This window comes from Paracoccus sp. (in: a-proteobacteria) (assembly GCF_039808215.1).
In the GTDB taxonomy this organism is placed as follows: domain Bacteria; phylum Pseudomonadota; class Alphaproteobacteria; order Rhodobacterales; family Rhodobacteraceae; genus Paracoccus.
The window spans coordinates 78917-102742 of the sequence record NZ_JBDHSP010000007.1 but is presented as its reverse complement, the minus strand read 5'-3'; the positions used below and the strand labels follow the sequence as shown (position 1 = coordinate 102742).

The 23826-nt window shown below is 67.2% G+C and carries 22 protein-coding genes, 1 tRNA gene and 3 pseudogenes; 9 read left to right on the top strand and 17 right to left on the bottom strand.

Translation table 11 applies throughout. The features are described 5' to 3' along the window. Positions 1-75: 75 nt before the first annotated feature. Positions 76-387: pseudogene (locus tag WMK75_RS04705) on the top strand (IS21 family transposase); the annotation flags it as partial. Between the two features lie 73 nt (positions 388-460). Then, a pseudogene (locus tag WMK75_RS04700) lies at positions 461-1240 on the top strand (IS110 family transposase); the annotation flags it as partial. A 49-nt stretch (positions 1241-1289) separates the two neighbouring features. Here the strand turns inward: WMK75_RS04700 and WMK75_RS04695 are convergent. The 11 genes and pseudogenes from WMK75_RS04695 to secG all read right to left on the bottom strand — a co-directional run. Then, positions 1290-1388, bottom strand: a pseudogene (locus WMK75_RS04695) (transposase); the annotation flags it as partial. A gap of 248 nt (positions 1389-1636) precedes the next feature. Continuing rightward, entirely contained in the window at positions 1637-2968 is a 1332-nt protein-coding gene (locus tag WMK75_RS04690) for a glutamine synthetase family protein (protein ID WP_347266496.1), read from the bottom strand. A 3-nt stretch (positions 2969-2971) separates the two neighbouring features. Then, complete coding sequence (locus tag WMK75_RS04685) at positions 2972-3799, bottom strand: ABC transporter permease subunit (RefSeq protein WP_347266495.1); 828 nt, start codon at positions 3797-3799, stop codon at positions 2972-2974. Continuing rightward, on the bottom strand, positions 3796-4674 hold the full coding sequence (locus tag WMK75_RS04680) for an ABC transporter permease subunit (RefSeq protein ID WP_347266494.1): 879 nt from the start codon (positions 4672-4674) through the stop codon (positions 3796-3798). Before WMK75_RS04680 ends, WMK75_RS04685 begins: the two co-directional genes overlap by 4 nt. Before the next feature lie 53 nt (positions 4675-4727). Then, positions 4728-5456: a transporter substrate-binding domain-containing protein gene (locus WMK75_RS04675; RefSeq protein WP_347266493.1), complete on the bottom strand. Its 729-nt coding sequence runs from the start codon at positions 5454-5456 to the stop codon at positions 4728-4730. A gap of 22 nt (positions 5457-5478) precedes the next feature. Further along, on the bottom strand, positions 5479-6288 hold the full coding sequence (locus WMK75_RS04670; protein ID WP_347266492.1) for an amino acid ABC transporter ATP-binding protein: 810 nt from the start codon (positions 6286-6288) through the stop codon (positions 5479-5481). 103 nt (positions 6289-6391) lie between these two features. Continuing rightward, the gene (locus WMK75_RS04665) at positions 6392-6853 is read right to left on the bottom strand and encodes a TerB family tellurite resistance protein (RefSeq protein ID WP_347266491.1); all 462 of its coding nucleotides are present in this window, start codon (positions 6851-6853) and stop codon (positions 6392-6394) included. Between the two features lie 60 nt (positions 6854-6913). After that, a complete protein-coding gene (gene ppk2, locus WMK75_RS04660; RefSeq protein ID WP_347266490.1) occupies positions 6914-7822 on the bottom strand; it encodes a polyphosphate kinase 2 in 909 nt (302 codons plus the stop codon). Between the two features lie 72 nt (positions 7823-7894). Continuing rightward, positions 7895-8344: a hypothetical protein gene (locus tag WMK75_RS04655; RefSeq protein ID WP_347266489.1), complete on the bottom strand. Its 450-nt coding sequence runs from the start codon at positions 8342-8344 to the stop codon at positions 7895-7897. A gap of 49 nt (positions 8345-8393) precedes the next feature. After that, complete coding sequence (locus tag WMK75_RS04650) at positions 8394-10037, bottom strand: CTP synthase (RefSeq protein WP_347266488.1); 1644 nt, start codon at positions 10035-10037, stop codon at positions 8394-8396. A gap of 146 nt (positions 10038-10183) precedes the next feature. Further along, entirely contained in the window at positions 10184-10705 is a 522-nt protein-coding gene (gene secG / locus WMK75_RS04645) for a preprotein translocase subunit SecG (protein WP_347266487.1), read from the bottom strand. Positions 10706-10759: 54 nt separating this feature from the next. On the opposite strand from secG, the gene WMK75_RS04640 reads away from it, so the two are divergent. Continuing rightward, positions 10760-12193 carry a cobyric acid synthase gene (locus WMK75_RS04640; RefSeq protein ID WP_347266486.1) on the top strand — a complete coding sequence of 478 codons (1434 nt, stop codon included), beginning with the start codon at positions 10760-10762 and terminating at the stop codon, positions 12191-12193. On the opposite strand, the gene WMK75_RS04635 is transcribed toward WMK75_RS04640, so the two are convergent. Beyond that, on the bottom strand, positions 12190-12843 hold the full coding sequence (locus WMK75_RS04635; RefSeq protein ID WP_347266485.1) for an SDR family NAD(P)-dependent oxidoreductase: 654 nt from the start codon (positions 12841-12843) through the stop codon (positions 12190-12192). The genes WMK75_RS04640 and WMK75_RS04635 overlap by 4 nt on opposite strands. A gap of 137 nt (positions 12844-12980) precedes the next feature. On the opposite strand from WMK75_RS04635, the gene WMK75_RS04630 reads away from it, so the two are divergent. After that, positions 12981-13538, top strand: a complete 558-nt coding sequence (locus WMK75_RS04630; RefSeq protein ID WP_347266484.1) for a biotin transporter BioY — start codon at positions 12981-12983, stop codon at positions 13536-13538. A gap of 47 nt (positions 13539-13585) precedes the next feature. Here WMK75_RS04630 and WMK75_RS04625 read toward each other — a convergent pair whose 3' ends face one another. From WMK75_RS04625 to gltX, 3 genes are all read right to left on the bottom strand, one after another. Further along, a complete protein-coding gene (locus WMK75_RS04625) occupies positions 13586-13966 on the bottom strand; it encodes a DUF1284 domain-containing protein (RefSeq protein ID WP_347266483.1) in 381 nt (126 codons plus the stop codon). 68 nt (positions 13967-14034) lie between these two features. Beyond that, positions 14035-15327 carry a citrate synthase gene (gene gltA, locus WMK75_RS04620; protein ID WP_347266482.1) on the bottom strand — a complete coding sequence of 431 codons (1293 nt, stop codon included), beginning with the start codon at positions 15325-15327 and terminating at the stop codon, positions 14035-14037. Positions 15328-15381: 54 nt separating this feature from the next. Continuing rightward, a complete protein-coding gene (gene gltX, locus WMK75_RS04615; RefSeq protein WP_347266481.1) occupies positions 15382-16788 on the bottom strand; it encodes a glutamate--tRNA ligase in 1407 nt (468 codons plus the stop codon). Between the two features lie 145 nt (positions 16789-16933). Here gltX and WMK75_RS04610 point away from each other — a divergent pair, with 145 nt between their 5' ends. The 4 genes from WMK75_RS04610 (at position 16934) to WMK75_RS04595 (ending at position 21116) form a co-directional block, all read left to right on the top strand. Next, a complete protein-coding gene (locus WMK75_RS04610; protein WP_347266480.1) occupies positions 16934-19057 on the top strand; it encodes a ComEC/Rec2 family competence protein in 2124 nt (707 codons plus the stop codon). 33 nt (positions 19058-19090) lie between these two features. After that, complete coding sequence (locus WMK75_RS04605; RefSeq protein WP_347266479.1) at positions 19091-19654, top strand: heme NO-binding domain-containing protein; 564 nt, start codon at positions 19091-19093, stop codon at positions 19652-19654. After that, positions 19635-20642, top strand: a complete 1008-nt coding sequence (locus tag WMK75_RS04600) for a GGDEF domain-containing protein (protein WP_347266478.1) — start codon at positions 19635-19637, stop codon at positions 20640-20642. The genes WMK75_RS04605 and WMK75_RS04600 overlap by 20 nt, the downstream gene beginning before the upstream one ends. Positions 20643-20963: 321 nt before the next feature. Then, positions 20964-21116, top strand: coding sequence for a hypothetical protein (locus WMK75_RS04595; RefSeq protein ID WP_347266477.1), 153 nt, complete (start codon positions 20964-20966; stop codon positions 21114-21116). A 295-nt stretch (positions 21117-21411) separates the two neighbouring features. On the opposite strand, the gene WMK75_RS04590 is transcribed toward WMK75_RS04595, so the two are convergent. Together WMK75_RS04590 and WMK75_RS04585 are read right to left on the bottom strand one after the other, a co-directional pair. Beyond that, positions 21412-21487, bottom strand: a tRNA-Thr gene (locus WMK75_RS04590). Between the two features lie 97 nt (positions 21488-21584). After that, positions 21585-23210, bottom strand: a complete 1626-nt coding sequence (locus WMK75_RS04585) for a D-alanyl-D-alanine carboxypeptidase family protein (RefSeq protein WP_347266476.1) — start codon at positions 23208-23210, stop codon at positions 21585-21587. 296 nt (positions 23211-23506) lie between these two features. Here WMK75_RS04585 and clpS point away from each other — a divergent pair, with 296 nt between their 5' ends. Then, positions 23507-23824, top strand: a complete 318-nt coding sequence (clpS, locus tag WMK75_RS04580; protein WP_347266475.1) for an ATP-dependent Clp protease adapter ClpS — start codon at positions 23507-23509, stop codon at positions 23822-23824. Positions 23825-23826: the final 2 nt, after the last annotated feature.

Sequence of the window (23826 nt, the reverse complement as noted above, 5' to 3'; positions counted from 1 at the left end):
GCGGTGGCGGCATAACCGAGGCGGAAAACCACTTAGAAAACGCCCGGAACCTGTTCAAATCAACCGAGCCACCTCTCCACGCTGGATCGACCGTATCTTCAACCGTTGCCCGGAACCGCCTATGCCTTCGCCCGCTGGAAGCGCGCCCGGGTGGCACCGGACTATCATGTGGAAGTGGATAGTTCCTGGTATTCCGTGCCCTTCGGCCTGATCCGGGAAGAGATGGATGTCCGCGTCAGCGGCGACATCGTGGAGATCTTCCATAAGGGCCAGAGGGTTGCCAGCCATCTTCGCTGCCCGGGACGGCGCAGCCACGTGACGCTTCCCGATCACATGCCTTCCGCTCACCGGCGGCACGCAGAATGGACCCCGGCCCGGATGCTGGCGTATCCGTAGATGTCGCACAGCCCGTGCACTCCCCGATCAACAACAGGGAGAATTTCGCATGAGGTCCATTGGGATGGATGTCCATCGAAGCTTCGCGCAGGTTGCGATCCTTGAAGATAGAAAAACGACAGAGGTCAGGATCGACCTTGATCATGATGCGGTGGTGACCTTCGGGCAGACCCTGCGTCCAGATGACGAGGTCGTTCTGGAAGCGACGGGCAATACCGCAGCAATCGTCAGGCTTCTGACACCTTTCGTGGCGCGGGTCGTCATTGCGAACCCGCTGCAGGTGAAGGCCATCGCCCATGCACGGGTCAAGACCGACAAGGTGGACGCCAGAATCCTGGCACAGCTTCATGCCGCCGACTTCCTGCCAGAGGTCTGGGCCGCGGACGACCAGACGTTGAACCTGCGGCGCCTCGTTTCCGAGCGCGCAGCAGCGGTGAGATCGATCCGTCGCGTCAAGAGCCGGATCCAGGCTGTCCTGCATACGAACCTCGTCGCCAAATATGCCGGGCATCTGTTCGGCAAAGGCGGCAGGCGATGGCTGACCTCGGCACCGCTGCCGAAGGCAGAGCGCGATCTGCTGATCAGGCATCTGGATGAACTGGACTGGCTGGAAGGGAAGCTGGCAAAACTGGATCAGGCGCTGGCGGGTATTGCACTCGACGACAGCCGCATGCGCAAGTTGATGAGCATCGCCGGCATCAATGTTGCGGTCGCCACTGCGGTCATTGCCGCGATCGGCGATATCTCCCGCTTCTCCGCACCCGATCGCCTTGCAAGCTATTTCGGGCTGACACCCCGGATCCGGCAGTCCGGCGATCGCGGCGCCATCCATGGTCGGATCGCAGTTCGGCGCGACGGTCCGGTGGCGACCCTCACGCCTCCTTCTCGGCGGCGTAGAGCTGGGCGATCCGGCCGATGGCCTCTTCGGCGATTGGCGAGGCCTGGGCGCGGTGGATGTCGACGAACTTGCGCCGGACATGGGCCATGCAGGCGACCATCGCGGATGGCGCCGGTGCGGTAGAGGTCCTCGAAGCCGGCGTAACCTGAAGATGCGCTCGCCCCGCGAGTTCATCGCAGCTGAAACCGCAACCGCCTGAGTGTCCGGTGAAACGGGGGGAAGACCAGCCAGTTCCTTGAATTTATTCGGATAAGCCGAATTATTGGCCTCCAATGGCAGTCCTATGGTTGTCAAAAAGGAACCAAACCCGGCCGAAAGGCAGTTTTGTAGTGGTCGGAACAGTCAGACCGTGTCGAGATAGATCTCGATCTTTTCCTCCTCGGAAAGTTCGGTGACATAGCGCAGTTCCTGGCGCTTGGTCATGACGAAATTCTCGATCAGATGCGTGGGAAAGATGCGGCGGATCTGGCTGCTGGTTGCGAAGGCCTCGATCGCCTCACCCCAGCTTGCCGGCAGTTGCGCCAGCCCCTGGTCATAGGCATTGCCGGTGATCGCGGCGGGGGGCTCGGCCCGGTCCTCGATGCCGTTCAGCGCCGCGCCCAGCACGGCGGCGATGGTCAGATAGGGGTTCACGTCGCCGCCCGCCACGCGATGCTCGATGCGGCGCGCCTTTGGTCCCGAGGAGGGGATGCGGATCGCCGAGGTGCGGTTTTCATAGGCCCAGCCGATGCCGGTGGGGGCGTGCGCGTTCGGCACCAGCCGGTCATAGCTGTTCTCATGCGGGGCAAAGAGCAGCGTCGAGCCGGGCATGGCGGCAAGGCAGCCGGCGACGGCATGGCGCAGCACCTCGGTGCCCTCGTCGCCGTCATTGTCAAAGACATTGCGGCCCTGCGCGTCCAGCACCGAGAAATGCATATGCATGCCCGAACCGTTCCAGGCGCCATAGGGCTTGGCCATGAACGAACCGGCAAAGCCGAAGCGCCGCGCCAGCCCCTTTACCAGCAGCTTGAACAGCCACGCGTCATCCGCGGCCTTCAGCAGGTCGGGCTGGTGCATGAGGTTGATCTCGAACTGGCCTGGCGCCGCCTCGGAGATGGCGGTGTCGGCGGGGATGTCCATCGCCTCGCAGGCGTCGTAAAGCGCGGTGAAGAAGCGGTCGAAGGCGTCGAGGGCGCGCAAGGAGAGCGTCTCGGCCCCGGTGCGGCGCTTGCCCGAACGCGGGCTGGGCGGCACGCGCAGCTGCCCGCCGGAATCGTCGATCAGGAAGAATTCAAGTTCGGTCGCGACCACCGCCGTCAGCCCGGCGGCCTGATAGCGTTCGGCCACGCGGGCCAGCGCCTGGCGCGGGTCGCCGTCATAGGGCCTGCCATCGGGATGGAACATCCAGATCGGCAAAAGCCCTGTCGGCGCCTCGAGCCAGGGCATGGGCAGGAAGCCGCGCTCGGTCGGCAAGAGCAGCGCGTCGGGATCGCCGGCCTGAAACACCAGCGGGCTGTTCTCGATATCCTCGCCCCAGATGTCCATCGACAGCACGGAATAGGGAAATTTCGTGCCCTCGGTCAGTAGCTTGTCGGCAAAGCGCGCCGGGATGCGCTTGCCGCGGGCGACGCCGTTCAGGTCGGCGGCCGCCACGCGGATGGTCTTGACGTCGGGATGCTCATGCAGCCAGTCCATGGATCACCTGATGAGGTTGGGGCGATAGCGGAACTTTCCTGCCGCGCCGGGCAGGTGGCGGTTCAGCCTGCGGTTCATCACCCCGAACAGTGCGATCAGGCACAGGGTCAGCAGGATGAAATAGCCCGCCACGATCGGGTAGGCGACGAAGGGGTTGAAGGTCTTGTCGGCGAAATAGCTGGCGTAATACAGCGCGTCGCCGCGCTGCTGGAAGGCCGGAAAGCTGGAGAAGAACACCAGCGTCGTGGCGTGGAACAGGAAGATCGCCTCGTTCGTATAGGCCGGCCAGGCCAGCCGCATGGCGGTGGGCCAGACGATGCGGCGAAAGCGCGGCCAGCCGGACATGCCATAGGCGTCGGCGGCCTCAAGCTCGCCCTTGGGCAGGTTGCGCAGGGCGCCGTAAAAGATCTCGGCCGAATAGGCGGTGGTGTTCAGCACCAGCACCAGCAGCGCCCCCGCCCAGGCCTTGGTCAGCCAGCTGGTCTGCACGGTCAGGCCGAATATGTCGATGCCCGCGCGCGGCAATTGCACCAGCGTCTCATAGGCAAGGAAGAACTGGATGAACAGCGGGCTGCCGCGAAAGACGAAGATGAACCATTCCGCCGGCTTGCGCAGCAGCCAGCGCCGGCTGGTCTTGGCCACGGCCAGCGCCGTGGCCAGAAAAAAGCCGATGAACAGCGCCAGCGCCCCGAAATAGACGTTCCAGATCAGCCCCGAGCCGATCAGCGTCAGCTGCTCGCACAGGGTGAAGTCGCTGCGCGGCAGGATGCGCTCGCCCAGGCCGATGGCGCGCAGCCCGTAGTCCTGGATGGTTTGCAGGCATTGGTTCATGTCGCGGCCTTGCGCATCGCCTCGCCGGCGGCGGTGGCCTGTCCCGCGGACAGCCTGCGCCTGAGCCGGTCGAGGATCCTTTCCGATCCCCAGGTCATCAGCAGATAGAACACCAGGATGGCGAGGAAATAGTAGAGCCGCCAGTCCGGATGCGGAAAGGCATAGGCGCTGGTCTTGGACGCGCCCAGTTCGCGCGCCCAGTAGACGATGTCCTCGACCCCCAGCACGAACAAGAGCGGTGTGGCCTTGATCAGGATCATCCACAGGTTCGACAGGCCGGGCAGGGCATAGGTCCACATCTGCGGGATCAGGATGCGCCGATTCACCTGCCGGGGTGTCATGCCATAGGCCTCGGCGGTTTCCAGCTGCGCGCGCGGCACCGCGTTCATCGCCCCGTAAAGCACATTCGCGGCGAAGGCACCGAAGACCACGGAAAACGCCAGCACCGCCAGCGCGATGCCGTAAAGCTGGTGCATCCATTCGGGCGAGGTCGATTGCGGCAGCTTGGCGGCGGCGCAGACGATGAATTCATTGCCCTGCCGCACCGGCCCCGCGGGGTCGCAGTAAAGCCGCGAGCGCAGCCATTCGAACATCTGGTCCAGCGCGATCGGCACGAAGAGAAAGAAGATGATGTCGGGCACGCCGCGCACCATCGAGGTGTAGACCCGGCCGACCCAACGCAGCGGCACGATGCGCGAGCGCGAGGCCATGGCGCCGCCAAAGCCGAAGATCAGCGCCACCGGTGCGGTGACCGCCAGCAGCCCCAGCACCGTGCCGAAGGACAGGTAGAACAGCAGGTGCTTGCCCGATGTGAGATAGCACATCAGCCAGGCAAGCCCTTCCAGGGATTTCGGATCGGCGCAGGACGCAAGCATGGTTCACCCCGAAGCCCCGCCCGGCGCGGCCGGGCAGGGCATTGGCTGGCGGATCAGAACAGCAGGGCCTTTTCGCCGAACCATTTCTTGATCAACTCGTTCAACGACCCGTCCTCCTTCATCGAGGTGATGGCGGCGTCGAACTTGTCCTTCAGCGCGGTGTCGGACTGGCGCACCGCCATGCCGATGCCGTTACCCAGCGCGATGTTGTCCTGGCCGGTGACCCAGACCAGCGCGCCGCCGGATTCGTCCACGATCGGCACGAGGAAGTCCTTGTCGGCAAAGACCGCCTCGGCCTCGCCGTTGCGCACCGCGCCCACGGCCTCGTCGGGGGTGGCGAATTCCAGCAGTTGCGCGCCGGATTCGGCGACATATTGCGCCTGGATGGTCGAGGTCTGGGCGGCGACGACGCCCTTGGTCACATCCACATCCGCCTCGGGCGCGGCATAGGCCGAGGCGGTCGGCGGCAGATAGTTCTGGGTGAAGGCCACCGATTTCTTGCGCTCGTCGGTGATGCTCATGCCGGCCATGATCGCGTCATAATTGGCGCTGTTCAGGTTCGGGATGATCGAATCCCAGTCGTTCTTGACCCAGGTGCAATCCAGTTCCGCGCGCTTGCACAGTTCGTTGCCCAGATCGACCTCGAAACCGTCAACCTCGCCCTTGTCATTGACCAGGTTGTAGGGAGGGTAGGCGCCCTCGGTTGCGATGCGCACCGTCTGCGCCATGCCCATCCCGGCGGTCAGCGCAAGGGCGGCGGCGGCAAGCAGGATCTTCTTCATTCGTCTTTCTCCTGTTGGATCGTTATTCGGCCATGGTCGCGCTGAGAAACTGGCGCAGGCGGTCCGAGCGCGGCGCGCCGAAGACCTGCGCCGGCGGTCCCTCTTCCTCGATCCGGCCTTGATGGAGGAAGATCACATGGTCGCTGACATCCGCGGCAAGGCGCATGTCATGCGTGACCAGCAGCATGGTGCGGTGTTCGGCGGCCAGGTCCTTGATGACGCGCACCACCTCCTGCTGCAGTTCCGGGTCCAGCGCGCTGGTGGGTTCGTCCAGCAGCAGGGCGCGCGGCTCCATGCACAGGGCGCGGGCGATGGCGGCGCGCTGCTGCTGGCCGCCCGACAGCTGCGCCGGCCAGGCGTCGGCCTTGTCGCCGATGCCGACCTTGGCCAGCAGGGCGCGGGCGCTGGCCTCGACCTCGGCGGGGTTGCGGCGCAAGACGTGCAGCGGCGCCTCGGTCACGTTCTGCAGGATGGTCAGATGCGACCACAGGTTGAACTGCTGGAACACCATCGACAGGTTGGTGCGCAGCCGCGTGACCTGGGCGCGGTCGGCGGGCACGCGCGCCGCGCCACTGCCGCGCCAGCGCACGAATTCGCCCTCGAACAGGATGTCACCCTGCTGGCTGTCCTCAAGTAGGTTGCAGCAGCGCAAAAGTGTCGACTTGCCCGAACCGGACGAGCCGATCAGGCTGATGACATGCCCGCGCGCGGCGCTCAGGCTGACGCCGCGCAGCACCTGCAACTCGCCATAGGCCTTGTGCAGGTCGCGGATCTCGATCACCGGCACCTGCGACGGATCGGCGGCTGCGCCTGTCTGTTCGTTCTGGTTCATGCGGCCATGAGGCGATATTTATCCGCTGTTTGCAACGCTTTCCTGACTGCACTTGCAGGCAGGTTGCAGGCTGCGGCGCCGGGTGCCACGAAATCGCCCGCGCCTACTCGTCGGCCATGCCAAGTCCGTCCAGGGCGCGCTGCCGCGCCAGGCCCGAATCGCGGTCGCTGACCCCCAGCAGCCCGCTGACCAGCCGCACCAGAGTCTCCTCGTCGGCGCTGCGGTGGCCGTCGGCATAGGCCACCTGCCACAGCGCCACGATCACCTCCTGGCGGTCCTCAAGGGCGATGCGGTCCTTGATGGCGCGGGTGAAGCGCACGGTGTCGGGGGCCTCGGCCTCGAGCATCTCGGCGGCGCTGCGCCGCTCGACCGCCTGACCCGGGCCAAGGCCGCGGCGGCGCGCCAGGATCTGATCGATGCGCTGGCGCTCGACCAGGCCGTAATGGTCGTCGGCGCGCGCCAGCCGCACCAGCAGCGCGGCGATGGCCAGTTCGGCGTCCTGCCCGTTCAGATGCGAGGGACTTGCGCTGTCGACGAAAAGGCGGCTCAGAAGATTGCGAAACATGGGGCGATCCTAAAGCATCCGCGCGCCGAGACAATATGGCCGCATGACGGGCGCGGCCGGCTAATAGCGCTGCGGCACGTAAAGTTCCGGGGGCAGCACGGCGCGTTCGTAATCGGGGTTGAAGACGCGCTCGGGCAGGGTGACCTCATCATGGGGCACGTCCTGATAGGGGATCAGGCGCAGCAGATGCGCCATGCAGTTCAGCCGCGCGCGCTTCTTGTCATTGCCGGGCACGATATACCAGGGCGCCTCGGGGATATTGGTGCGCGCGAACATCTCTTCCTTGGCCTTGGTGTAATCCTCCCAGCGGACGCGCGACTGCAGGTCCATCGGCGACAGTTTCCACTGTTTCAGCGGATCGTGGATGCGCATCAGGAAGCGCATCTGCTGTTCCTCGTCGGTGATCGAGAACCAGTATTTCACCAGCCTTATGCCCGAACGCACCAGCATGCGCTCGAACTCGGGCACGTCGTCGAAGAACTGCTGCACCTGGACCTCGCTGGCAAAGCCCATGACGCGCTCGACCCCGGCGCGGTTGTACCAGCTGCGGTCGAACAGCACGATTTCCCCACCGGCGGGCAGATGCGGCACATAGCGCTGGAAATACCACTGCGTCCTTTCGCGTCCCGAGGGCGCGGGCAGGGCCACGACGCGCGCCACCCGCGGGTTCAGCCGCTGGGTGATGCGCTTGATCGCCCCGCCCTTGCCGGCGCTGTCGCGGCCCTCGAAGATCACCACGACCTTCTCGCGGTGATGGGACACCCAGTCCTGCAGGCGGATCATCTCGGACTGCAGGCGCAGCAACTCGCGGAAATAGTCGGGGCGCGGCATCTGGTCGGGGTGCGTCTCGCGGTAGATGCGGGCGATCTCTTGTGACAGCACCGCATCCTCAAGCTCGATCTCGTAATCCTCGTCCAGCGTGTCCTGCAGTTCGGATTCAAGCCAGTCCTTGCGCGGGTCGTCCTGCATGCCTGCCCTCCGGCGGTGATGAGTGCGGTCTATCCCGCGATCATGACACATCCGTGACACGCGCGCGCGGGCCTAGAAGAGCCCGGCGCAGCTGCGGATGACGCCAAAGGCGAAACCGCCCGCCTCCGCATCCGCGACCGTGCCGCACCAGCGCCCGTCGCTGGAAAACAGGCTCTTGCTGCCCCTGGGGCGATAGGCCACGCGCTTGCCGCTGACGCTGAACAGGTTCAGCGTGCCCGAGCCGTTCGGCGCGTAATAGCCCAGCACCGTGCCGTCGGCGGTAAAGATCAGCCGCTGGCCATTCGCGGGATTGTCCGGGGAATTGGCGCGGTTCGCGGTGCCATTGGCCGGGTTGGCGGCGGAATTGGCCGCCGCATTGGGCGAATTCGCCTGTCGCGAGGGCGCGTTCTGCGGCGCGCCGGGACTCAGGTCAAAGGGCAGGCTGGTCTGGTCGATCAGGAACAGCGGCGCGTCGGCAAGGGCCGGAGCGGCGCAAAGGAACAGGATCAGGGCAAGGCGCATGTCGGGACCGGGTGCTGGTGGTCGCCGCACTATGGCGCGGGACGGCGGCTCAGACCAGCCGCTCGTTCTCCATCGCGGCGCGGATGAAACCGGCAAACAGCGGCGCCGGCTCGAAGGGCTTGGATTTCAGCTCCGGATGCGACTGCACGCCGATGAACCAGGGGTGGTCGCGGTATTCCACCACCTCGGGCAGGCGCCCGTCCGGCGACATGCCGGAAAAATGCAACCCCGCGGCCTCGAGCTGCGCGCGATAGTTCGCGTCGACCTCATAGCGGTGGCGGTGGCGGTCCTCGATTTCGGTGGCGCCGCCATAGATGTCCGAGATGCGCGATCCCGGCGTCAGCACCGCGGTATAGGCGCCAAGGCGCATGGTGCCGCCCTTGTCGTCGCTGAGCTTGCGGCTGACGGTGTAATTGCCCTGCACCCATTCCTTGAGATGATAGACCACCGGGGTAAAGCGCGATTCGCCCGCCTCATGGTCGAATTCCTCGGAACCCGCGTCGGGCATGCCGGCCAGGTTGCGCGCCGCCTCGATCACCGCCATCTGCATGCCGAGGCAGATGCCCAGATAAGGCACCTTCTTTTCGCGGGCGTATTTCGCGGCGGCGATCATGCCCTCGGTGCCGCGCTCGCCAAAGCCGCCGGGGACGATAATGCCGTTATAGCCATCCAGCAGATGCGCGCCTTCGCCTTCCAGCTTCTCGCTGTCGACCCAGTCGGCCTTGACGCGCACGCGGTTGGCCATGCCGCCATGGGTCATCGCCTCGGCGATGGATTTATAGGCGTCCTCAAGCTGGGTGTATTTGCCGACCACGGCGATCCTGACCTCGCCCTCGGCATGGGTCAGGCGGTCCATCACGTCCTCCCAGCGGCTCAGATCGGGGCGCGGCGCCGGGCTGATCTGGAAGGCGTCCAGCACCGCCTGGTCAAGACCCGCGCGGTGATAGGCCAGCGGCGCGTCATAGATCGACTTCAGGTCATAGGCCGGGATCACCGCATCGGGGCGGACGTTGCAAAACAGCGCGATCTTGGCGCGTTCCTTTTCCGGGATCGGGTGTTCGCTGCGGCAGACCAGCACATCGGGCTGCAGCCCGATCGAGCGCAGCTCCTTGACGCTGTGCTGGGTGGGCTTGGTCTTCAACTCGCCCGAGGCAGCAAGGAAGGGCAAGAGCGTCAGATGCATGAAGATGCACTGGCCGCGCGGGCGTTCCTGGGCGAACTGGCGGATCGCCTCGAAGAAGGGCAGGCCCTCGATGTCGCCGACCGTGCCGCCGATCTCGCACAGCATGAAATCGACGCCATCATCGTCATGGGCGAGGAAGTCCTTGATCTCATTGGTGACATGCGGAATGACCTGGATGGTCTTGCCCAGATAGGCGCCGCGGCGTTCCTTTTCCAGCACGTTGGAATAGATCCGCCCGGAACTGACCGAGTCGGTCTTGCGCGCCGAGACGCCGGTGAAACGCTCGTAATGGCCAAGGTCGAGGTCGGTCTCGGCGCCGTCGTCGGTGACAAAGACCTCGCCATGCTCGAAGGGGCTCATGGTGCCGGGATCGACGTTCAGATAGGGGTCAAGCTTGCGCAGCCGCACCGTATAGCCGCGCGCCTGCAAAAGCGCCCCCAGCGCCGCCGAGGCCAGCCCCTTGCCAAGCGAGGAAACCACACCGCCGGTGATGAAGATGTAACGCGCCATCAAGGCCCCCGTGAATAATCAGATCAAGCATCGCGGCCCGAATCCGGGCGGTGTCACGGGACGCGATTCATAACCGATTCGCCCCGTGGCCGCAACGGACCGCCAGTTGTGGTAAGGGGCGCAAGTTGCGCCCCCAAGCTGTAGTGTCAGTTGCTGGCCGGCGCGGGCGCCGGGGTTGCGGGTGTCGGGGTTGCGGGTGTCTGGGCTGCGGGCGGCGCGACCGGTGCGGGGGCCGACGCGGGGGCGGTGGCCGGGGCCTCGGCCGCCGGTGCGGCGGGGGCGGGCGGCGCCACGGGTTGGCCCGCGCCCGGAACCACGGGCTGGCCGGCGCCGGGCGGCGGGACATAGTCGCCGATGCCGGGCAGGTCGGTCGCCGGGGCCTTCTGCGGGCTGGTGATGTCGAGCTGGTCCATCAGCGAGCCGGTCGAGCTGTTGCGCGCGGCGATGATGGTCAGGGCCATCGAGGTGATGATGAAGCCGATGGCAAAGATCCAGGTCAGGCGCGACAGCGCGTTCGCCGCCTGCCGCCCGGTCATCACGCCGCCGCCGCCGCTGCCCATGCCAAGGCCGCCGCCTTCGGACCGTTGCAGCAGCACCACTCCGATCAGCAGCATGGCAAGGATCAGGTGCACGGTAAGAACGACGTTTTCCACCACGGGGCCTTTCATTCAGCGACGCGCCTATCTAGTCACCAAGGCGCGGATTGGCAAGCGGGAGGCGTCATGGGCGCGCTGATGATCCAGGGGACCGGCTCGAATGTCGGCAAGTCGCTGCTGGTGGCGGGGCTGTGCCGGGCGGCCAGGCGTCGCGGCATCAGCGTCGCGCCCTTCAAGCCGCAGAACATGTCGAACAATGCCGCGGTGACCGCCGACGGGGGCGAGATCGGCCGCGCCCAGGCGCTGCAGGCGCGGGCGGCGGGGATCGCGGCCTCGGTGCATATGAACCCGGTGCTGCTGAAGCCCGAGACCGACCGCGCGGCCCAGGTGGTGGTGCAGGGCCGCGCGCTGACCCGCACCGCCGCCGCCGATTACGCGGCGCTGAAGCCCCGGCTGATGGCCAGCGTGCTGGACAGTTTCGCGCGCCTGCGCGCCGCGCATGATCTGGTGCTGGTCGAGGGCGCGGGCAGCCCGGCCGAGGTGAACCTGCGGCGCAATGACATCGCCAACATGGGATTTTCCCGCGCCGCCGGAGTGCCGGTGGTGCTGGCGGGCGACATCGACCGTGGCGGGGTGATCGCGCAGATCGTCGGCACGCAGGCGGTGATCGACCCCGGGGACGCGGCGATGATCCGCGGCTTTGTCGTCAACCGTTTTCGCGGGGATCCGGCACTGTTCGACGAAGGCCGGGCGTTTATTGCCGAACGCACCGGCTGGCCCGACCTCGGGCTGGTGCCGTGGTTTCCCGATGCCGCGCGCCTGCCGGCCGAGGACGCGGCGGACCTGCGCCGGGCGGGCGGCGCCGGGGCGTTGCACATCGCCTGCCCGATGCTGTCGCGGATCGCGAATTTCGACGATCTCGACCCGCTTGCGGCCGAACCCGGGGTGCGGCTGACCATGGTGCCCCCGGGGCGGGCGCTGCCTGGCGACGCCGATCTGGTGATCCTGCCCGGCACGAAATCGACGCGCGGTGACCTGGGATTCCTGCGCGCGCAGGGCTGGGACATCGACCTTGCCGCGCATCTGCGGCGCGGCGGGCGGGTGCTGGGCATCTGCGGCGGCTATCAGATGCTGGGCCACATGATCCACGATCCAATGGGCCATGACGGCGCGCCGGGCAGCGATCCGGGCCTTGGCTGGCTGGATGTCGAGACGCATATGGCCGCCGACAAGCGCCTGACCCGGATCGGGGGGCGCGCGCTCGGCCACCGCATCGAGGGTTATGAGATCCACATGGGCCGCACGCATGGCCCCGACTGCGCCCGGCCCTTTGCCCATATCCCCGAGGCGGACGGCGCCACCAGCCCGGACGGGCGCGTCAGTGGCACCTATCTGCACGGGCTGTTTGCCGGTGACGCATTTCGCGCCGCATGGCTGGCGGGCCTCGGCGCGCATTCGGCGCTGGAATACGGCGCCGGGGTCGATCAGGTGCTGGACCGGCTGGCCGCCCATCTCGAGACGCATCTCGACATCGACCGCATGCTGGCGCTGGCGGGCTAGAGGATGGCGGAAAGGATCCGTTCGGCCTCGGTCTTGCAGGGCGTCAGATGGCCGCGCTCTTCGCCGGGGAAAAAGCGCGCGCGCACGGCCGTGGGCATCGGCGCCGGCTCGGCGATGACGACGCGCGGGCCAAGGCTTTGGTTCTCGGCCTGCCAACTGCGCGCAAGCGCGATCTGCGCCGCCTTGCTGGCGCCGTAGCTGCCGAAGAATTTCTGCCCGCCGCGCTTGTCGTCGAAAAACAGCGCCGTGCCCTGGCGGGCGCGCAAGAGCGGCTCGATCAGCACGATCAGCCCGCGCGTGGCCACCACGTTCAGATCCACGGATTTCTGGAAATCCTTGGCATCGACATGGCCGGCTGGCGCCAGCGGCGCGGCATGGACGGCGCAATGCGCCCACAGATCCAGCCCGCCCCAGCGTTCCTGCACCGCCTGCACCAGCTGCAGCGTCGCCTGCGGCTGGCCCACGTCCATCGGCGCCAGCGTGGCCGAGCCGCCGGCCTTGCGGATGCGGTCGTCCAGTTCCTCAAGCGCGCCGGTGGTGCGCGCCACGGCCAGGATGTGCCAGCCGCGGCCGGCCAGGCTCTCGGCCAGGGCGGCACCAAGGCCGCGCGAGGCGCCGGTGATCAGCGCGATTTTGTCATGCTTGCTCATGGCGCCGATGTCGCATTCGCCGCGCCGGCGCGCAAGCCCCCGCGCATTGCGGTGCCCGGGGTGCGTCACATTGACTTTCGCGCCGGGACGCGCATGATGCGGCGCAGAAAAAATCTTCGCGAAAGAAGGGCCCTGACATGACTTTGACCCAAGCCGCGCTGCCCAGCCGCTCTGCGCTGACCAATATCTTGCTGGCCCTTGGCGGCTCGACCCTGCTGGCGCTGTCGGCGCAGGCCTCGGTGCCGATGTTTCCGGTGCCGATGACGCTGCAGACGCTGGCGATCTCGGTGATCGGGCTGACCTTCGGCTCGCGCCTCGCCGCCGCGACGGTGCTGGCCTATCTGGCGCAGGGTGCCATGGGCCTGCCGGTCTTTGCCAATGCCTCGGGTGGCATCGCGCCCTTCATCGGGCCGACGGCGGGGTTCCTGTGGGGCTTTGTCGCCATGGCCTGGCTGACCGGCTGGCTGGTCGAGCGCGGGCTTGACCGCGGCTTCCTGCGCCTGTTCGTCGCCGCGTTGCTGCCGGGCCTGCTGCTGTTCGTGCCGGGCGCCGGCGCGCTGGCGCTGATCCTGGGCAAGTCCGCGCCCGAGGCCATGGCGCTGGCGGTCACCCCCTTCCTGCTGGGCGCGCTGGTCAAGGCGGTGATCGCGGCCATGGTGGTGGCCGGCGGCTGGCGCCTGCTGGGCAAGCGCTGAACCGGCATCCCCCTGCGACGATGGCGCCGCCCCAAGGGGCGGCGTTTTCATTCCGGCCCCTGCAGCCGCGCCAGCGCCGCCTGGCACAGCCCCAGATCCAGCCACTGGCAGTCCCGGCAGATCTGCGCCAGATCGGCGGGACGCACGCGGGCCAGGGCCAGACCCTCGGCCTCGGCCCAGGTCATGCGCTGGCCGGGGGCAATGCCCAGCGCCGCGGCGTGGCGGCCATCCAGCGCCCTGATGCGCGCGTCCGAGGCGCAGCCGCTGCCGCGCCGGTGCGGGCAGGGGCCGCAGACCGAATCCGCGCCGGCGGTGAACTGCACCGGCGTCTGCGGCTCGGCGCGCAGCCGGTCCTGCACGATGGCATCCATGTTGCGGGTGAATTCCGGCGAATAGCCGCGGCCCTGCCAGCCGATGGCGCACAGCACATGATGCGGGCGCAGCAGAACGGCCCCGGAATTGCTCCGGGGCCGTTCGGGATCAGGTGACTTGCCGCTCAGCGCGCTTCCACCGGCTTGTAGTCGCGCCGCGGCGAGCCGACGTAAAGCTGGCGCGGACGACCGATCTTGTTCTGCGGATCGGCGATCATTTCCTTCCACTGCGAGATCCAGCCGACGGTGCGCGACAACGCGAAGATCGGCGTGAACATCGAGGTCGGGAAGCCCATCGCCTCGAGGATGATGCCCGAGTAGAAGTCCACGTTCGGGTAAAGCTTCTTGGCGACGAAATACTCGTCCTCAAGCGCGATCTTTTCCAGTTCCTTGGCAACCTGCAGTGTCGGGTTGTTGTGGATGCCCAGAAGGTCCAGCACCTCGTCGGCCGATTCCTTCATCACCTTGGCGCGCGGGTCGAAGTTCTTGTAGACGCGGTGGCCAAAGCCCATCAGCTTGAACGGGTCGTTCTTGTCCTTGGCGCGACCGATGAACTCGGGGATGCGGTCCACGGTGCCGATCTCGCGCAGCATTTCCAGGCAGGCCTGGTTGGCGCCGCCATGCGCCGGACCCCAGAGGCAGGCGATGCCGGCGGCGATGCAGGCGAATGGGTTCGCCCCCGAAGAGCCCGCCAGACGCACGGTCGAGGTCGAGGCGTTCTGCTCGTGATCCGCATGCAGGGTAAAGATGCGGTCCATGGCACGCGCCAGCGCCGGATCGACGGTGTATTTCTCGCAGGGAACCGAGAAGCACATGTGCAGGAAGTTGCTGGCGTAATCCAGGTCGTTCTGCGGATAGACGAAGGGCTGGCCCATCGAATACTTGTAGGCCATGGCCGCGATCGTCGGCACCTTGGCGATCAGGCGGATCGAGGCGATCTCGCGCTGCATCGGGTCGTTGATGTCGATGCTGTCGTGATAGAAGGCCGACATCGCGCCCACGACGCCGACCATGGTCGCCATCGGGTGGCTGTCGCGGCGGAACCCGCGGAAGAAATAGTGCAGCTGTTCATGCACCATGGTGTGGCGCGTGATGCGACCCTCGAAATCGGCCATCTGCGCGGCGTTCGGCAATTCCCCGTAAAGCAGCAGATAGCAGACTTCCAGATAGTGCGAACGATCGGCCAGCTGCTCGATCGGATAGCCGCGATACCACAGCTCGCCCTTGTCGCCATCGATATAGGTGATGGTCGAATCGCAGGACGCGGTCGAAGTGAAACCGGGGTCATAGGTGAACACGCCCGCATCGCCATAAAGCTTGCGGATGTCCAGCACGTCCGGTCCCGCGGTCGGGGACAGCACCGGCAGGTCGATCTCCTTGCCGGCGTGGCTCAATCTTGCGGCTTTTGCTTCTGCCATTCCCTGTTCCTTTCACCTGTCTCCGGCGCCTGGCCGGGGGATGGGGCGCGGGCCTCAGCCCGCTTGATCCTGCAGCCGGGCCAGCGATTCCTCGCGGCCAAGCGCCAACATCATGTCGAACACGCTGGGGGTCGAACTGCGCCCTGCCAGAGCCGCGCGAAGCGGCGCCGCAACCTTGCCCAGTCCCAGCCCGTGCGACTCGCCAATCTGCTTGGCTGCCGCCTCGAGTTCGTCGCGCATCCAGCTAGCATCACGCAGGGCAGCCGTCAATTCGTTCAGTATACCACGGGATACAATATCCAGCGCCGTGGCCGCCTTCTCGTCAATGGAGACCGGGCGTTCGATCAGCGCGAAATGGCCCTGGTCCAGCAGCGCGGGCAGGGTTTTTGCCTTGGCTTTCAGCGCGCCCAGTGCCGGCTGCAGCCGGGCGGTCTGCCGCGGGCCCAGCGGCGGCGCGCCGGTGGCGGCGCGAAAGCCCGCGATCTCGTGCAGCAGTTCCGCGTCGGACATGCGGCCGATGTGCCAGCCGCTGACATGTTCGAGCTTCCTGAAATCCAGCCGCGCCGGCGCCTTGCCGATTCCCGCCAGGTCGAACCAGGCCTTCGCCTGTTCGTCGTCGAACAGCTCCTCGTCGCCATGGCTCCAGCCGAGGCGGGCCAGATAGTTGCGCATCGCCGCCGCGGGATAGCCCATGGCGGCGAATTCATGCAGGCCGACGGCGCCATGGCGCTTGGACAGCTTCTTGCCGTCGGTGCCGTGGATCAGCGGGATATGGGCAAAGACCGGGACCTGCCAGCCCATCGCCTGATAGATCTGGACCTGGCGCGCGGCATTGGTCAGGTGGTCGTCGCCGCGGATCACATGCGTCACGCCCATGTCGTGGTCGTCCACCACCACCGCCAGCATGTAGGTCGGCGTCCCGTCCGAGCGTAGCAGCACCATGTCGTCCAGCTGGTCGTTGCCGAACACCACCTGGCCCTGCACCGCGTCCGCGATCACCGTCTGGCCGTCGCGGGGCGCCTTCAGGCGGATGGCATGTGGCGCCTCGGGCAGGCTGGCCGGGTCGGCATCGCGCCAGGGCGACAGAAACAGCGTCGAGCGCCCCTCGGCCCGGGCCCCTTCGCGGAAGGTCTCGATCTCTTCTGGGGTGGAGAAGCATTTATAGGCGGTGCCATTGGCCAGCATCTGGCGCGCGACCTCGGCGTGACGGTCGCGGCCCTCGAACTGGCTGACGGGTTCGCCGTCCCAGTCCAGCCCCAGCCAGCGCAGGCCGGTCAGCAGCGCCTCGGTCGCCGCTGCGGTCGAGCGGGCGCGGTCGGTATCCTCGATGCGCAGCAGAAAGCGGCCGCCTCGGCCACGGGCGAACAGCCAGTTGAACAGCGCGGTGCGTGCGCCGCCGATATGCAGATAGCCGGTGGGCGAGGGGGCGAAGCGGGTCACCACGGGACGGGAATCGGTCATCACAAGCCAGATCAATCCAGAGAACAGGGGCATTGGCCGCTGCCGTTAATCCTTCCGAAAGAAGCGGCATGCCAATCTTGTGGCGGAAAATACGCAAGAGACGCGGCAAGGACAAGTTTCAGTGGCGCAAGCGGCCAGGGCATCCATGGGCAGTTCCCCGACGGGCACGGTGCGGCCGCCGCTGGCGGTCCGGGCCGGAATCATGCCCTGGGTGCCGTTCTGGCTGTCGCTGGGCATCGGCGGCTGGTTCCTTCTGGCGCGCGAACCGGGGGCCGGGTTCTATGCCGGCCTGCTGCTTGCGGCGGCTGCCTGCCTTGCCGGGCTGGCCGGCATGGCGCGGCTTGCCGCGGGCGGGCGCCTGGGCTGGCGCTGGGCCGAGTTCGGCCAGCTTGCCCTGCTGGCGCTGCTGCTGATCGCTCTCGGGGCGGGGATGACGGGGTTGCGCGCGCATCTGGTGGCGGCGCCGGTGCTGGATTTTCGCTATTACGGCCCGGTCGAGGGGCGGGTGATCGGCATCGACCGTTCGGCGCGCGACCGCATGCGGTTGCTGCTGGACCGGGTGCGGCTGCGCAATGTCGCGCCCGGAGACACGCCCCGGCGGGTGCGCATCTCGTTGCTGCAGGACGATGTCCTGCCGGTTCCGGGCCAGCGGGTGATGCTGACCGCGCATCTCTCGCCGCCGCCCGGCCCGGCCGAGCCCGGGGGATTCGACTTTCGCCGCCTGGCCTGGTTCGACGGCATCGGCGCCATCGGCTATACGCGCACGCCGGTGATGTCGGTGGCGCAACCCGACCGCGCCGGCACCCTGGCGCTGCACCGCATGCGCATGGACCTGTCCGCGGCGATGCAGGACCGCATCGGCGGCCAGGCGGGGGCGGTGGCATCGGCGCTGATGACCGGCGACCGCTCGGGCATCGCCGAGGCGACGAATGCCACCATGCGCGCCTCGAACCTTTACCACATCGTCTCGATCTCGGGCCTGCACATGAGCATGCTTGCCGGCCTTGTCTATGCCGGGCTGCGCCTTTTGGCGGCGCTCGTGCAGGGCCTGGGCGGGTTGCGGCTGCCCTGGGGACACAAGCTGGCGGCGGTCGGGGCGCTGCTGGTGGCGCTGGTCTATCTCTGGCTCTCGGGCGGTGGCGTCGCGACCGAGCGCGCCTTCATCACCGTGGCGGTCATGCTGCTGGCGGTCGTCTGCGACCGCCGCGCGGTTTCGCTGCGCACCGTTGCGGTCGCCGCGGTGATCGTGCTGCTTCTGGCCCCCGAGGCGCTGACCGAACCGGGATTCCAGCTCAGCTTTGCCGCCACCGTCGGCCTGATCCTGGTCAACGAGGCATTCCAGAATACCTTTGCCGAGGCCCGGCCCTGGCTGCGCTTCGTGGCGCTGCTGATGCTGTCATCGCTGGTCGCGGGGCTGGCGACCGCCCCCATCGCCGCGGCGCATTTCGGCCGCATCACGCAATACGGGCTTCTGGCGAACATGCTGGCGGTTCCGGTCGTGGGCATGGTGGTGATGCCGGCCGGTATCGCTGCGGCGCTGCTTGCGCCGCTGGATCTGGCGCAGCCGGCGCTCTGGCTCATGGGGCTCGGCACGCGCTGGATGCTTGCGGTCTCGGAATGGGTCGCGGCCATGGGCGGGGCCGAGATCCGGATTCCGGCGCCGCCGCGCGCGGTGCTGCCGCTGTTCGGAGCCGGCGCCCTGCTGACACTGCTGGCGCCGATGTCGGCGGGCCTTGCCTCGCGCGCGGGCACGGTCGCGCGGCGCGCCGGCGGCATCGGCCTGATCCTTTGCGCCCTGGGCATCTGGCTAGGTGCGCAGCGGCCGGGCATCCTGGTCTCGGCCGGAGGCGATGCGGTCGCCGTCATGACCCCGGCCGGCCGGGTCCCGTCACGCGCCAAAGGCGGGTCATTCGCGGTCGATGCCTGGCTCGAGGCCGACGGCGACGCCCTCGACCGCAAGGCCGCCGCGAGCCGGCCGCTGTGGCAGGGCGTTCCGACGAACCGCTGGGCCGAATTGCATATCGGCCCGCGGACCTGGCAGATCCGCCATCTGGTCGGAAAGACGGCGCTTGCCGCGCTGGCGCAGTTCTGCCGTCAGGACGCGGTGCTGATCACCGACCAGAGGACCGTGGGCAAGCCGCCGGGTGACTGCCGGATCCTGGACCGCGGCCTTCTGGGGCGCCAGGGCGCGGTCTCGATCCAGCCGCATGTCAGCGGCATCAGGCTGCGATTCGCCGACGGGCCGCCGGCGCGGCGCATGTGGCAATGAACCTTTCGATCATGATCCCTGCAAGTGAGTGCAATGAACAGCCTGACCAACAGTTGCATCCGCCAGTTTCTGCGCAGTTCCTACGGGGATGACCTGTGGTCGCGCGTCGCCACGGCCGCCGGGGTCCGGGCAGATGCCCTGCTGGCCTGGACGGCGCAGGCCGACGCCACGACCGCCGCGCTGCTGGTCCATGCCGCAAGGGCGCTTGGAAAGAAGCCCGGCGAAATTCTCGAGGATCTGGGCGAATGGCTGACCCGGCAGGAACAGCTTCGCCGGCTGTTGCGCTTCAGCGGCAGCACATTCGACGAGTTCGTCATTTCCCTGCAGGATCTTGCCGGGCGCATCAACCTCGTGCTGCCTGACCTCGGGCTGTCGGCGCTGCTGGTCGAGAAGACATCGCGGAATTCATTCCGGATCGCGTCGGCCGGAAGACAAAGGCTTGCCATGCGGGTCATCGTCGGGGTGCTGCGCGGCATGGCGGACGATTACGGGACACTTGCGCTGGTCAGCCATCGCGGCAGCGATGTCGATGTGGGTGTTGCCCTGGCCGGTTATGCAGATGCGAAAGGCTTCGATCTTGTCGCAAGCACATACTGAGCCGGCGACCCAGGCCATCGGCAGCGAGGCGCTGGCCCGGATCCTGCCCATGCATGCCGTTCTCGACCGGCAAGGGCGCATGCTGTCGACGGGGCCGACACTTGCCAAGCTGGTGGGCGGCGCGCAGGGCTTTTTCGACGCCTTCCGCCTTGTGCCGGCCGATGACGGCAATCGTCGCCCGCCCGAGGCGACGATCGAACGTCTGCTCTCCATGCCGCAGTTCTCGGCCGGGCTGCGGTGCGCCCCGGGCCTGGTCCTGCGCGGTGCGATGGTGCCGCTCGAGGGTGGGCGGGTGCTGGTGAACCTCGGCTTCGGCGTGTCGCTGCCCGAGGCGGTCCGCGGTTTCGGCCTGACGAGCAGCGATTTCCCGGCGGCCGATCTGGTGATGGAATTTCTGTTCCTGCATGAGGCCAATCGCGCGGCGCTGGCGCTGCTGGGCGACGTGAACCTTTCGCTTGGCCAGGTTGCGGCGGACGCGCAGCGCATGTCCCTGACCGATCCACTGACCGGCCTTGCAAACCGGCGATCCTTCGATGACGAGTTCGCAAAGGCGTTCGAGGCGCGGGAGCGGTTGCCCTTTGCCCTGCTGCATCTGGACCTCGATGATTTCAAGGCGATCAACGACAATTTCGGCCATGGCGCCGGCGATGACGTGCTTCGGCAGGTCGCACAGGCCATTCGGACAGCCACGCGGGCGCAGGACCTGGCCTTTCGCGTTGGCGGCGACGAATTCATGATACTGGTGTTCCTGTCCGAGCCCATGCCGGACGTGCAGGCGATCGCCGGCAGGGTGATCGAGCAGGTGGCGCGCGGCACCCGCAGCTTCCTGCCGTCCGGCGTGTCGGTCAGCATCGGCGTGGCCATGTCGCGACAGGGTTTCGCCGGCTGCGAGCAGATGCAGTTGCGGGCCGACGAGGCCCTCTATGCGGCCAAGCTCTCGGGAAAGGGACGGGGGGTGATGGGCGCCTTGCCGCCGGGGACGGGGTGAAAAGCCAGACCGGCGACCCGCTGGCCCAGCCTTCCGAGGGGCCGGATCGGCATGGCCGCCACGCAGGTGCAAGCCACGGCCGGTCTGGAGGGCCAGGAAAGCGGCGCCGCGACGGACACCGCCGCCGCAAGAAAGCGGCTTTTCCTCATGGCGTCTGCTCCTTCAGATTGGGCAGACTCTACATCAGAGCGAGGGAACTTCCGGGGGGCTGTCAGGCGACGTGGCGCGCGAAGGCAGCCATTGCGGTGTTCTCGACGGCCTGGACCGTAACGAGGGGCTGCTGCGCCAGATGACCTGCTGCAGCCTCAAAGGAGCCCCGAGATGGACTTTGGCGATTTCCTGCAGGCCGTGATGCATGCCTGCGATTCGGACCCCGAGCGTGCAAAACCGGCACAGACGGAATGGGAGAACTTGTCGAAACGCCCCGATGCCAGCGGTCATTTCGCCGCCGAAGCCCGCCTGGCCTTGACCTGATAGGCATTGACCCGCCAGGCGATAGGCGCGCGAATGCGGCGGCGCGGATGATCACGAGGACCTGCTCATCCGCCGCTGGCAGCAGGTCCGCGACCCGGCGACCCAGGCCGATGCTGACGGTCGGCTGCCGGGCCTCGCCGGGCGGCAGTTTCGCATGCTGGGCAACTGCGTTGCGGTCAACCCGATGCTGGCGGAAACCTGCATGCCCGGCCGGATCGCCACCACCAGCCGCGCGCACGATGCTTGGACGATGCGCCCGTGGCGCAGGAATTTATCTGGTGTTCTCAGGGCGATATGGTGCCGGTTGCAGGAATCGAACCCGCGACCTTCTGATTACAAATCAGCTGCTCTACCAGCTGAGCTAAACCGGCGTCTGGTCGAAGCGATAGCCGCTGGCGACGGTGCTTGCAAGGCTGTGCTTGGCAATGATCCAAGGGTCGCGGCCGCCGCGGTCGTTGCCCTGCGCGATCAGCGGCCGATCACCTGGCAGCTTTGCTCGCGCGCCTGCAGACGGCTGCAGGCCAGCTCGGCGGTCTCGCGGCTCATGCCGGTGAAATTCGCGGCAAACCCCCGTTTCGTGTCGGCGACGCGGCCATACGCGTTGCCCAGAACGGTGTTCTCCTGCAGCGCGGTGCGCAGCAGCAGCTGCTCGGCCTCGTGATGCGAACGCATGGGCCCGAGCGTCACCCCCCAGCTGCCGCCGCGTGCGCTGCCGGCGCGCGATACGATCTCGGTTGGCTCGGCTGCGCTATCCTCGTCGGGTAGCAGCGAGCTGAGGATGATGTTCTCGGACCGCGGCACTGGCAGGGCCGAGACGCGCAGCGCCCCGGACGGCGCCACCGCGGCCGCATCGGCCAGGGCGGGCGCGATCGCGACCGGCTCGGGCAGCAGCGCCGAGGAGCGGTCGTTGTCGGGCAGGGGCTCGGCGACGGCCTCCGGCTCGGAGGCGTCGCCCTCTTCGGGGCGGGCCTCAGGGCGGGCGGTGGTCGCCAGGATCTCGGGGCTGACCGCGGCGCGGGCGATCGGTGCTGCGGCCGGCTTGCGCTGCGGACGGGCGCCGGCGTCGGCGCGGGTCCGGACTGCGGGCTGGCCGCTGGCGCGCGCCCGCGTCACCGCTGCCGCAATCGCCGCCGGCGTCACCACCGCGACCGTCGAGGCACGCGCCACCGGCCGATCCGAGGCGGCAAGGTGGGGCTCGGCCCGCGCCACGGCTGCGGCCACGGTTGCAGGCTGCGCCGGTGCCCGCGCAACCTGGACCGAGCGGCGGACCTTCTTCTCGGCCACATATTGCAGCGGCGCGGGTTTCACCTCGCGCACACGGGCGGGTGCCTTGCCAAAGCCCGCATCCAGAAGCTGCGCCATGACCGCATTGCGATGCGCAGTCGAGGTGCCGCCCAGGACCGTGGCGACCAGCCGCTTCGAGCCGCGCTTGGCCGAGGCCGTCAGGTTGAAGCCCGCCGCCCGCGTATAGCCGGTCTTGATGCCGTCGGCGCCGTCATAGGCGTCCAGAAAGCGCCTGTTGGTGGAGGAGACGGTGGTGATCCCGGCATCGGCCGAGCGGCGCGAGAAGATGCCGTAATATTGCGGGAAATCGTAAAACAGCCGCCGGCCCAGGATGCTCATGTCATGGGCGGTCGAGAAATGCCCATCGGCCGTCAACCCGTTCGCGTTGCGGAACTGCGAATTGCGCATGCCCAGGGCGCGCGCCATCTGCGTCATCTGCGCGGCGAATTTCGATTCAGACCCGGCCAGACCCTCGCCGATGACGGTGGCGGCGTCATTGGCCGATTTCACCGCGGCGGCGCGGATCAGATAGCGCAGCTCGATCCTCTGGCCCGGCTTCAGCCCCAGCCGCGACGGCGGCTGCGAGGCGGCATGGCTTGAAACAAGGAACTTGCTGTCCAGCCGCACCTGCCCGCGCTCGATGGCGTTGAAAGCCATGTAGAGCGTCATCATCTTGGTCAGCGATGCCGGATGCAGGCGCGTCTCGGCATTCTGCGCATAGATTTCCTTGCCCGAACGCGCGTCCATGACATAGGCCGCGAAAGGCGCGGCGGCAACCGTCATGGGCAGCGCCCAGGCGAATAGGATCATCAGTCCGAAGCGGACTCGTGTGGTGATTCTGCTCACTGTCCCGGTCTCTTCTGCCTCTGAGGTCCCGTTCAACTTGCGGGCCCTTCGTTGATTTCGGCAAGGATAGCATGGCTTCTGCCCTTCGGGAACTGCAACTTTGCGGATTCGGGAATTAATCGCCCACAGGTTGTGGGGCGCGTTTCGCTGCCATGCGGGGGCGGGGCTTACCAAGTCGCGGGAAAGCGCCTATATTCGGGCGCAGACCCGTTTCCACGCCGATTTCCCATGCCGATGCAAGCCCCGTGACCCAGCCGCAGATGACCCACAAACCCGGAGACCTTGAAGACATCGCGGTCGCGGTCAGGACCAAGCCGCGCACGCAGCGGCCTCCGATGTACAAAGTATTGCTGCTGAACGACGATTTCACTCCGATGGAGTTTGTGGTGCATGTGCTGGAACGGCTGTTCAACATGAGCCACGCCTATGCCATCGAGATCATGCTGACCGTGCATCGCAAGGGCGTGGCGGTGGTCGGCGTCTACTCGCACGAGATCGCCGAGACCAAGGTGGCGCAGGTGCTGGAGCTTGCCCGCCGCCAGCAGCACCCGCTGCAATGCACCATGGAAAAAGAGTAGAA

Excerpts from the sequence above, each read along its gene's own strand:
- WMK75_RS04650 (WP_347266488.1), bottom strand. The coding sequence starts at position 10,037 with ATGGCGCGTTACATCTTCATCACCGGCGGTGTGGTTTCCTCGCTTGGC.
- WMK75_RS04595 (WP_347266477.1), top strand. The coding sequence starts at position 20,964 with ATGGACTTTGGCGATTTCCTGCAGGCCGTGATGCATGCCTGCGATTCG.
- gltX (WP_347266481.1), bottom strand. The coding sequence starts at position 16,788 with ATGACCGATTCCCGTCCCGTGGTGACCCGCTTCGCCCCCTCGCCCACC.
- gltA (WP_347266482.1), bottom strand. The coding sequence starts at position 15,327 with ATGGCAGAAGCAAAAGCCGCAAGATTGAGCCACGCCGGCAAGGAGATC.
- WMK75_RS04670 (WP_347266492.1), bottom strand. The coding sequence starts at position 6,288 with ATGAACCAGAACGAACAGACAGGCGCAGCCGCCGATCCGTCGCAGGTG.
- WMK75_RS04585 (WP_347266476.1), bottom strand. The coding sequence starts at position 23,210 with ATGATCCTATTCGCCTGGGCGCTGCCCATGACGGTTGCCGCCGCGCCT.
- secG (WP_347266487.1), bottom strand. The coding sequence starts at position 10,705 with ATGAAAGGCCCCGTGGTGGAAAACGTCGTTCTTACCGTGCACCTGATC.
- WMK75_RS04605 (WP_347266479.1), top strand. The coding sequence starts at position 19,091 with ATGAACAGCCTGACCAACAGTTGCATCCGCCAGTTTCTGCGCAGTTCC.
- clpS (WP_347266475.1), top strand. The coding sequence starts at position 23,507 with ATGACCCACAAACCCGGAGACCTTGAAGACATCGCGGTCGCGGTCAGG.
- WMK75_RS04675 (WP_347266493.1), bottom strand. The coding sequence starts at position 5,456 with ATGAAGAAGATCCTGCTTGCCGCCGCCGCCCTTGCGCTGACCGCCGGG.
- WMK75_RS04685 (WP_347266495.1), bottom strand. The coding sequence starts at position 3,799 with ATGAACCAATGCCTGCAAACCATCCAGGACTACGGGCTGCGCGCCATC.
- WMK75_RS04655 (WP_347266489.1), bottom strand. The coding sequence starts at position 8,344 with ATGCGCCTTGCCCTGATCCTGTTCCTTTGCGCCGCTCCGGCCCTTGCC.
- ppk2 (WP_347266490.1), bottom strand. The coding sequence starts at position 7,822 with ATGCAGGACGACCCGCGCAAGGACTGGCTTGAATCCGAACTGCAGGAC.
- WMK75_RS04630 (WP_347266484.1), top strand. The coding sequence starts at position 12,981 with ATGACTTTGACCCAAGCCGCGCTGCCCAGCCGCTCTGCGCTGACCAAT.
- WMK75_RS04665 (WP_347266491.1), bottom strand. The coding sequence starts at position 6,853 with ATGTTTCGCAATCTTCTGAGCCGCCTTTTCGTCGACAGCGCAAGTCCC.
- WMK75_RS04610 (WP_347266480.1), top strand. The coding sequence starts at position 16,934 with ATGGGCAGTTCCCCGACGGGCACGGTGCGGCCGCCGCTGGCGGTCCGG.
- WMK75_RS04690 (WP_347266496.1), bottom strand. The coding sequence starts at position 2,968 with ATGGACTGGCTGCATGAGCATCCCGACGTCAAGACCATCCGCGTGGCG.
- WMK75_RS04640 (WP_347266486.1), top strand. The coding sequence starts at position 10,760 with ATGGGCGCGCTGATGATCCAGGGGACCGGCTCGAATGTCGGCAAGTCG.
- WMK75_RS04680 (WP_347266494.1), bottom strand. The coding sequence starts at position 4,674 with ATGCTTGCGTCCTGCGCCGATCCGAAATCCCTGGAAGGGCTTGCCTGG.
- WMK75_RS04635 (WP_347266485.1), bottom strand. The coding sequence starts at position 12,843 with ATGAGCAAGCATGACAAAATCGCGCTGATCACCGGCGCCTCGCGCGGC.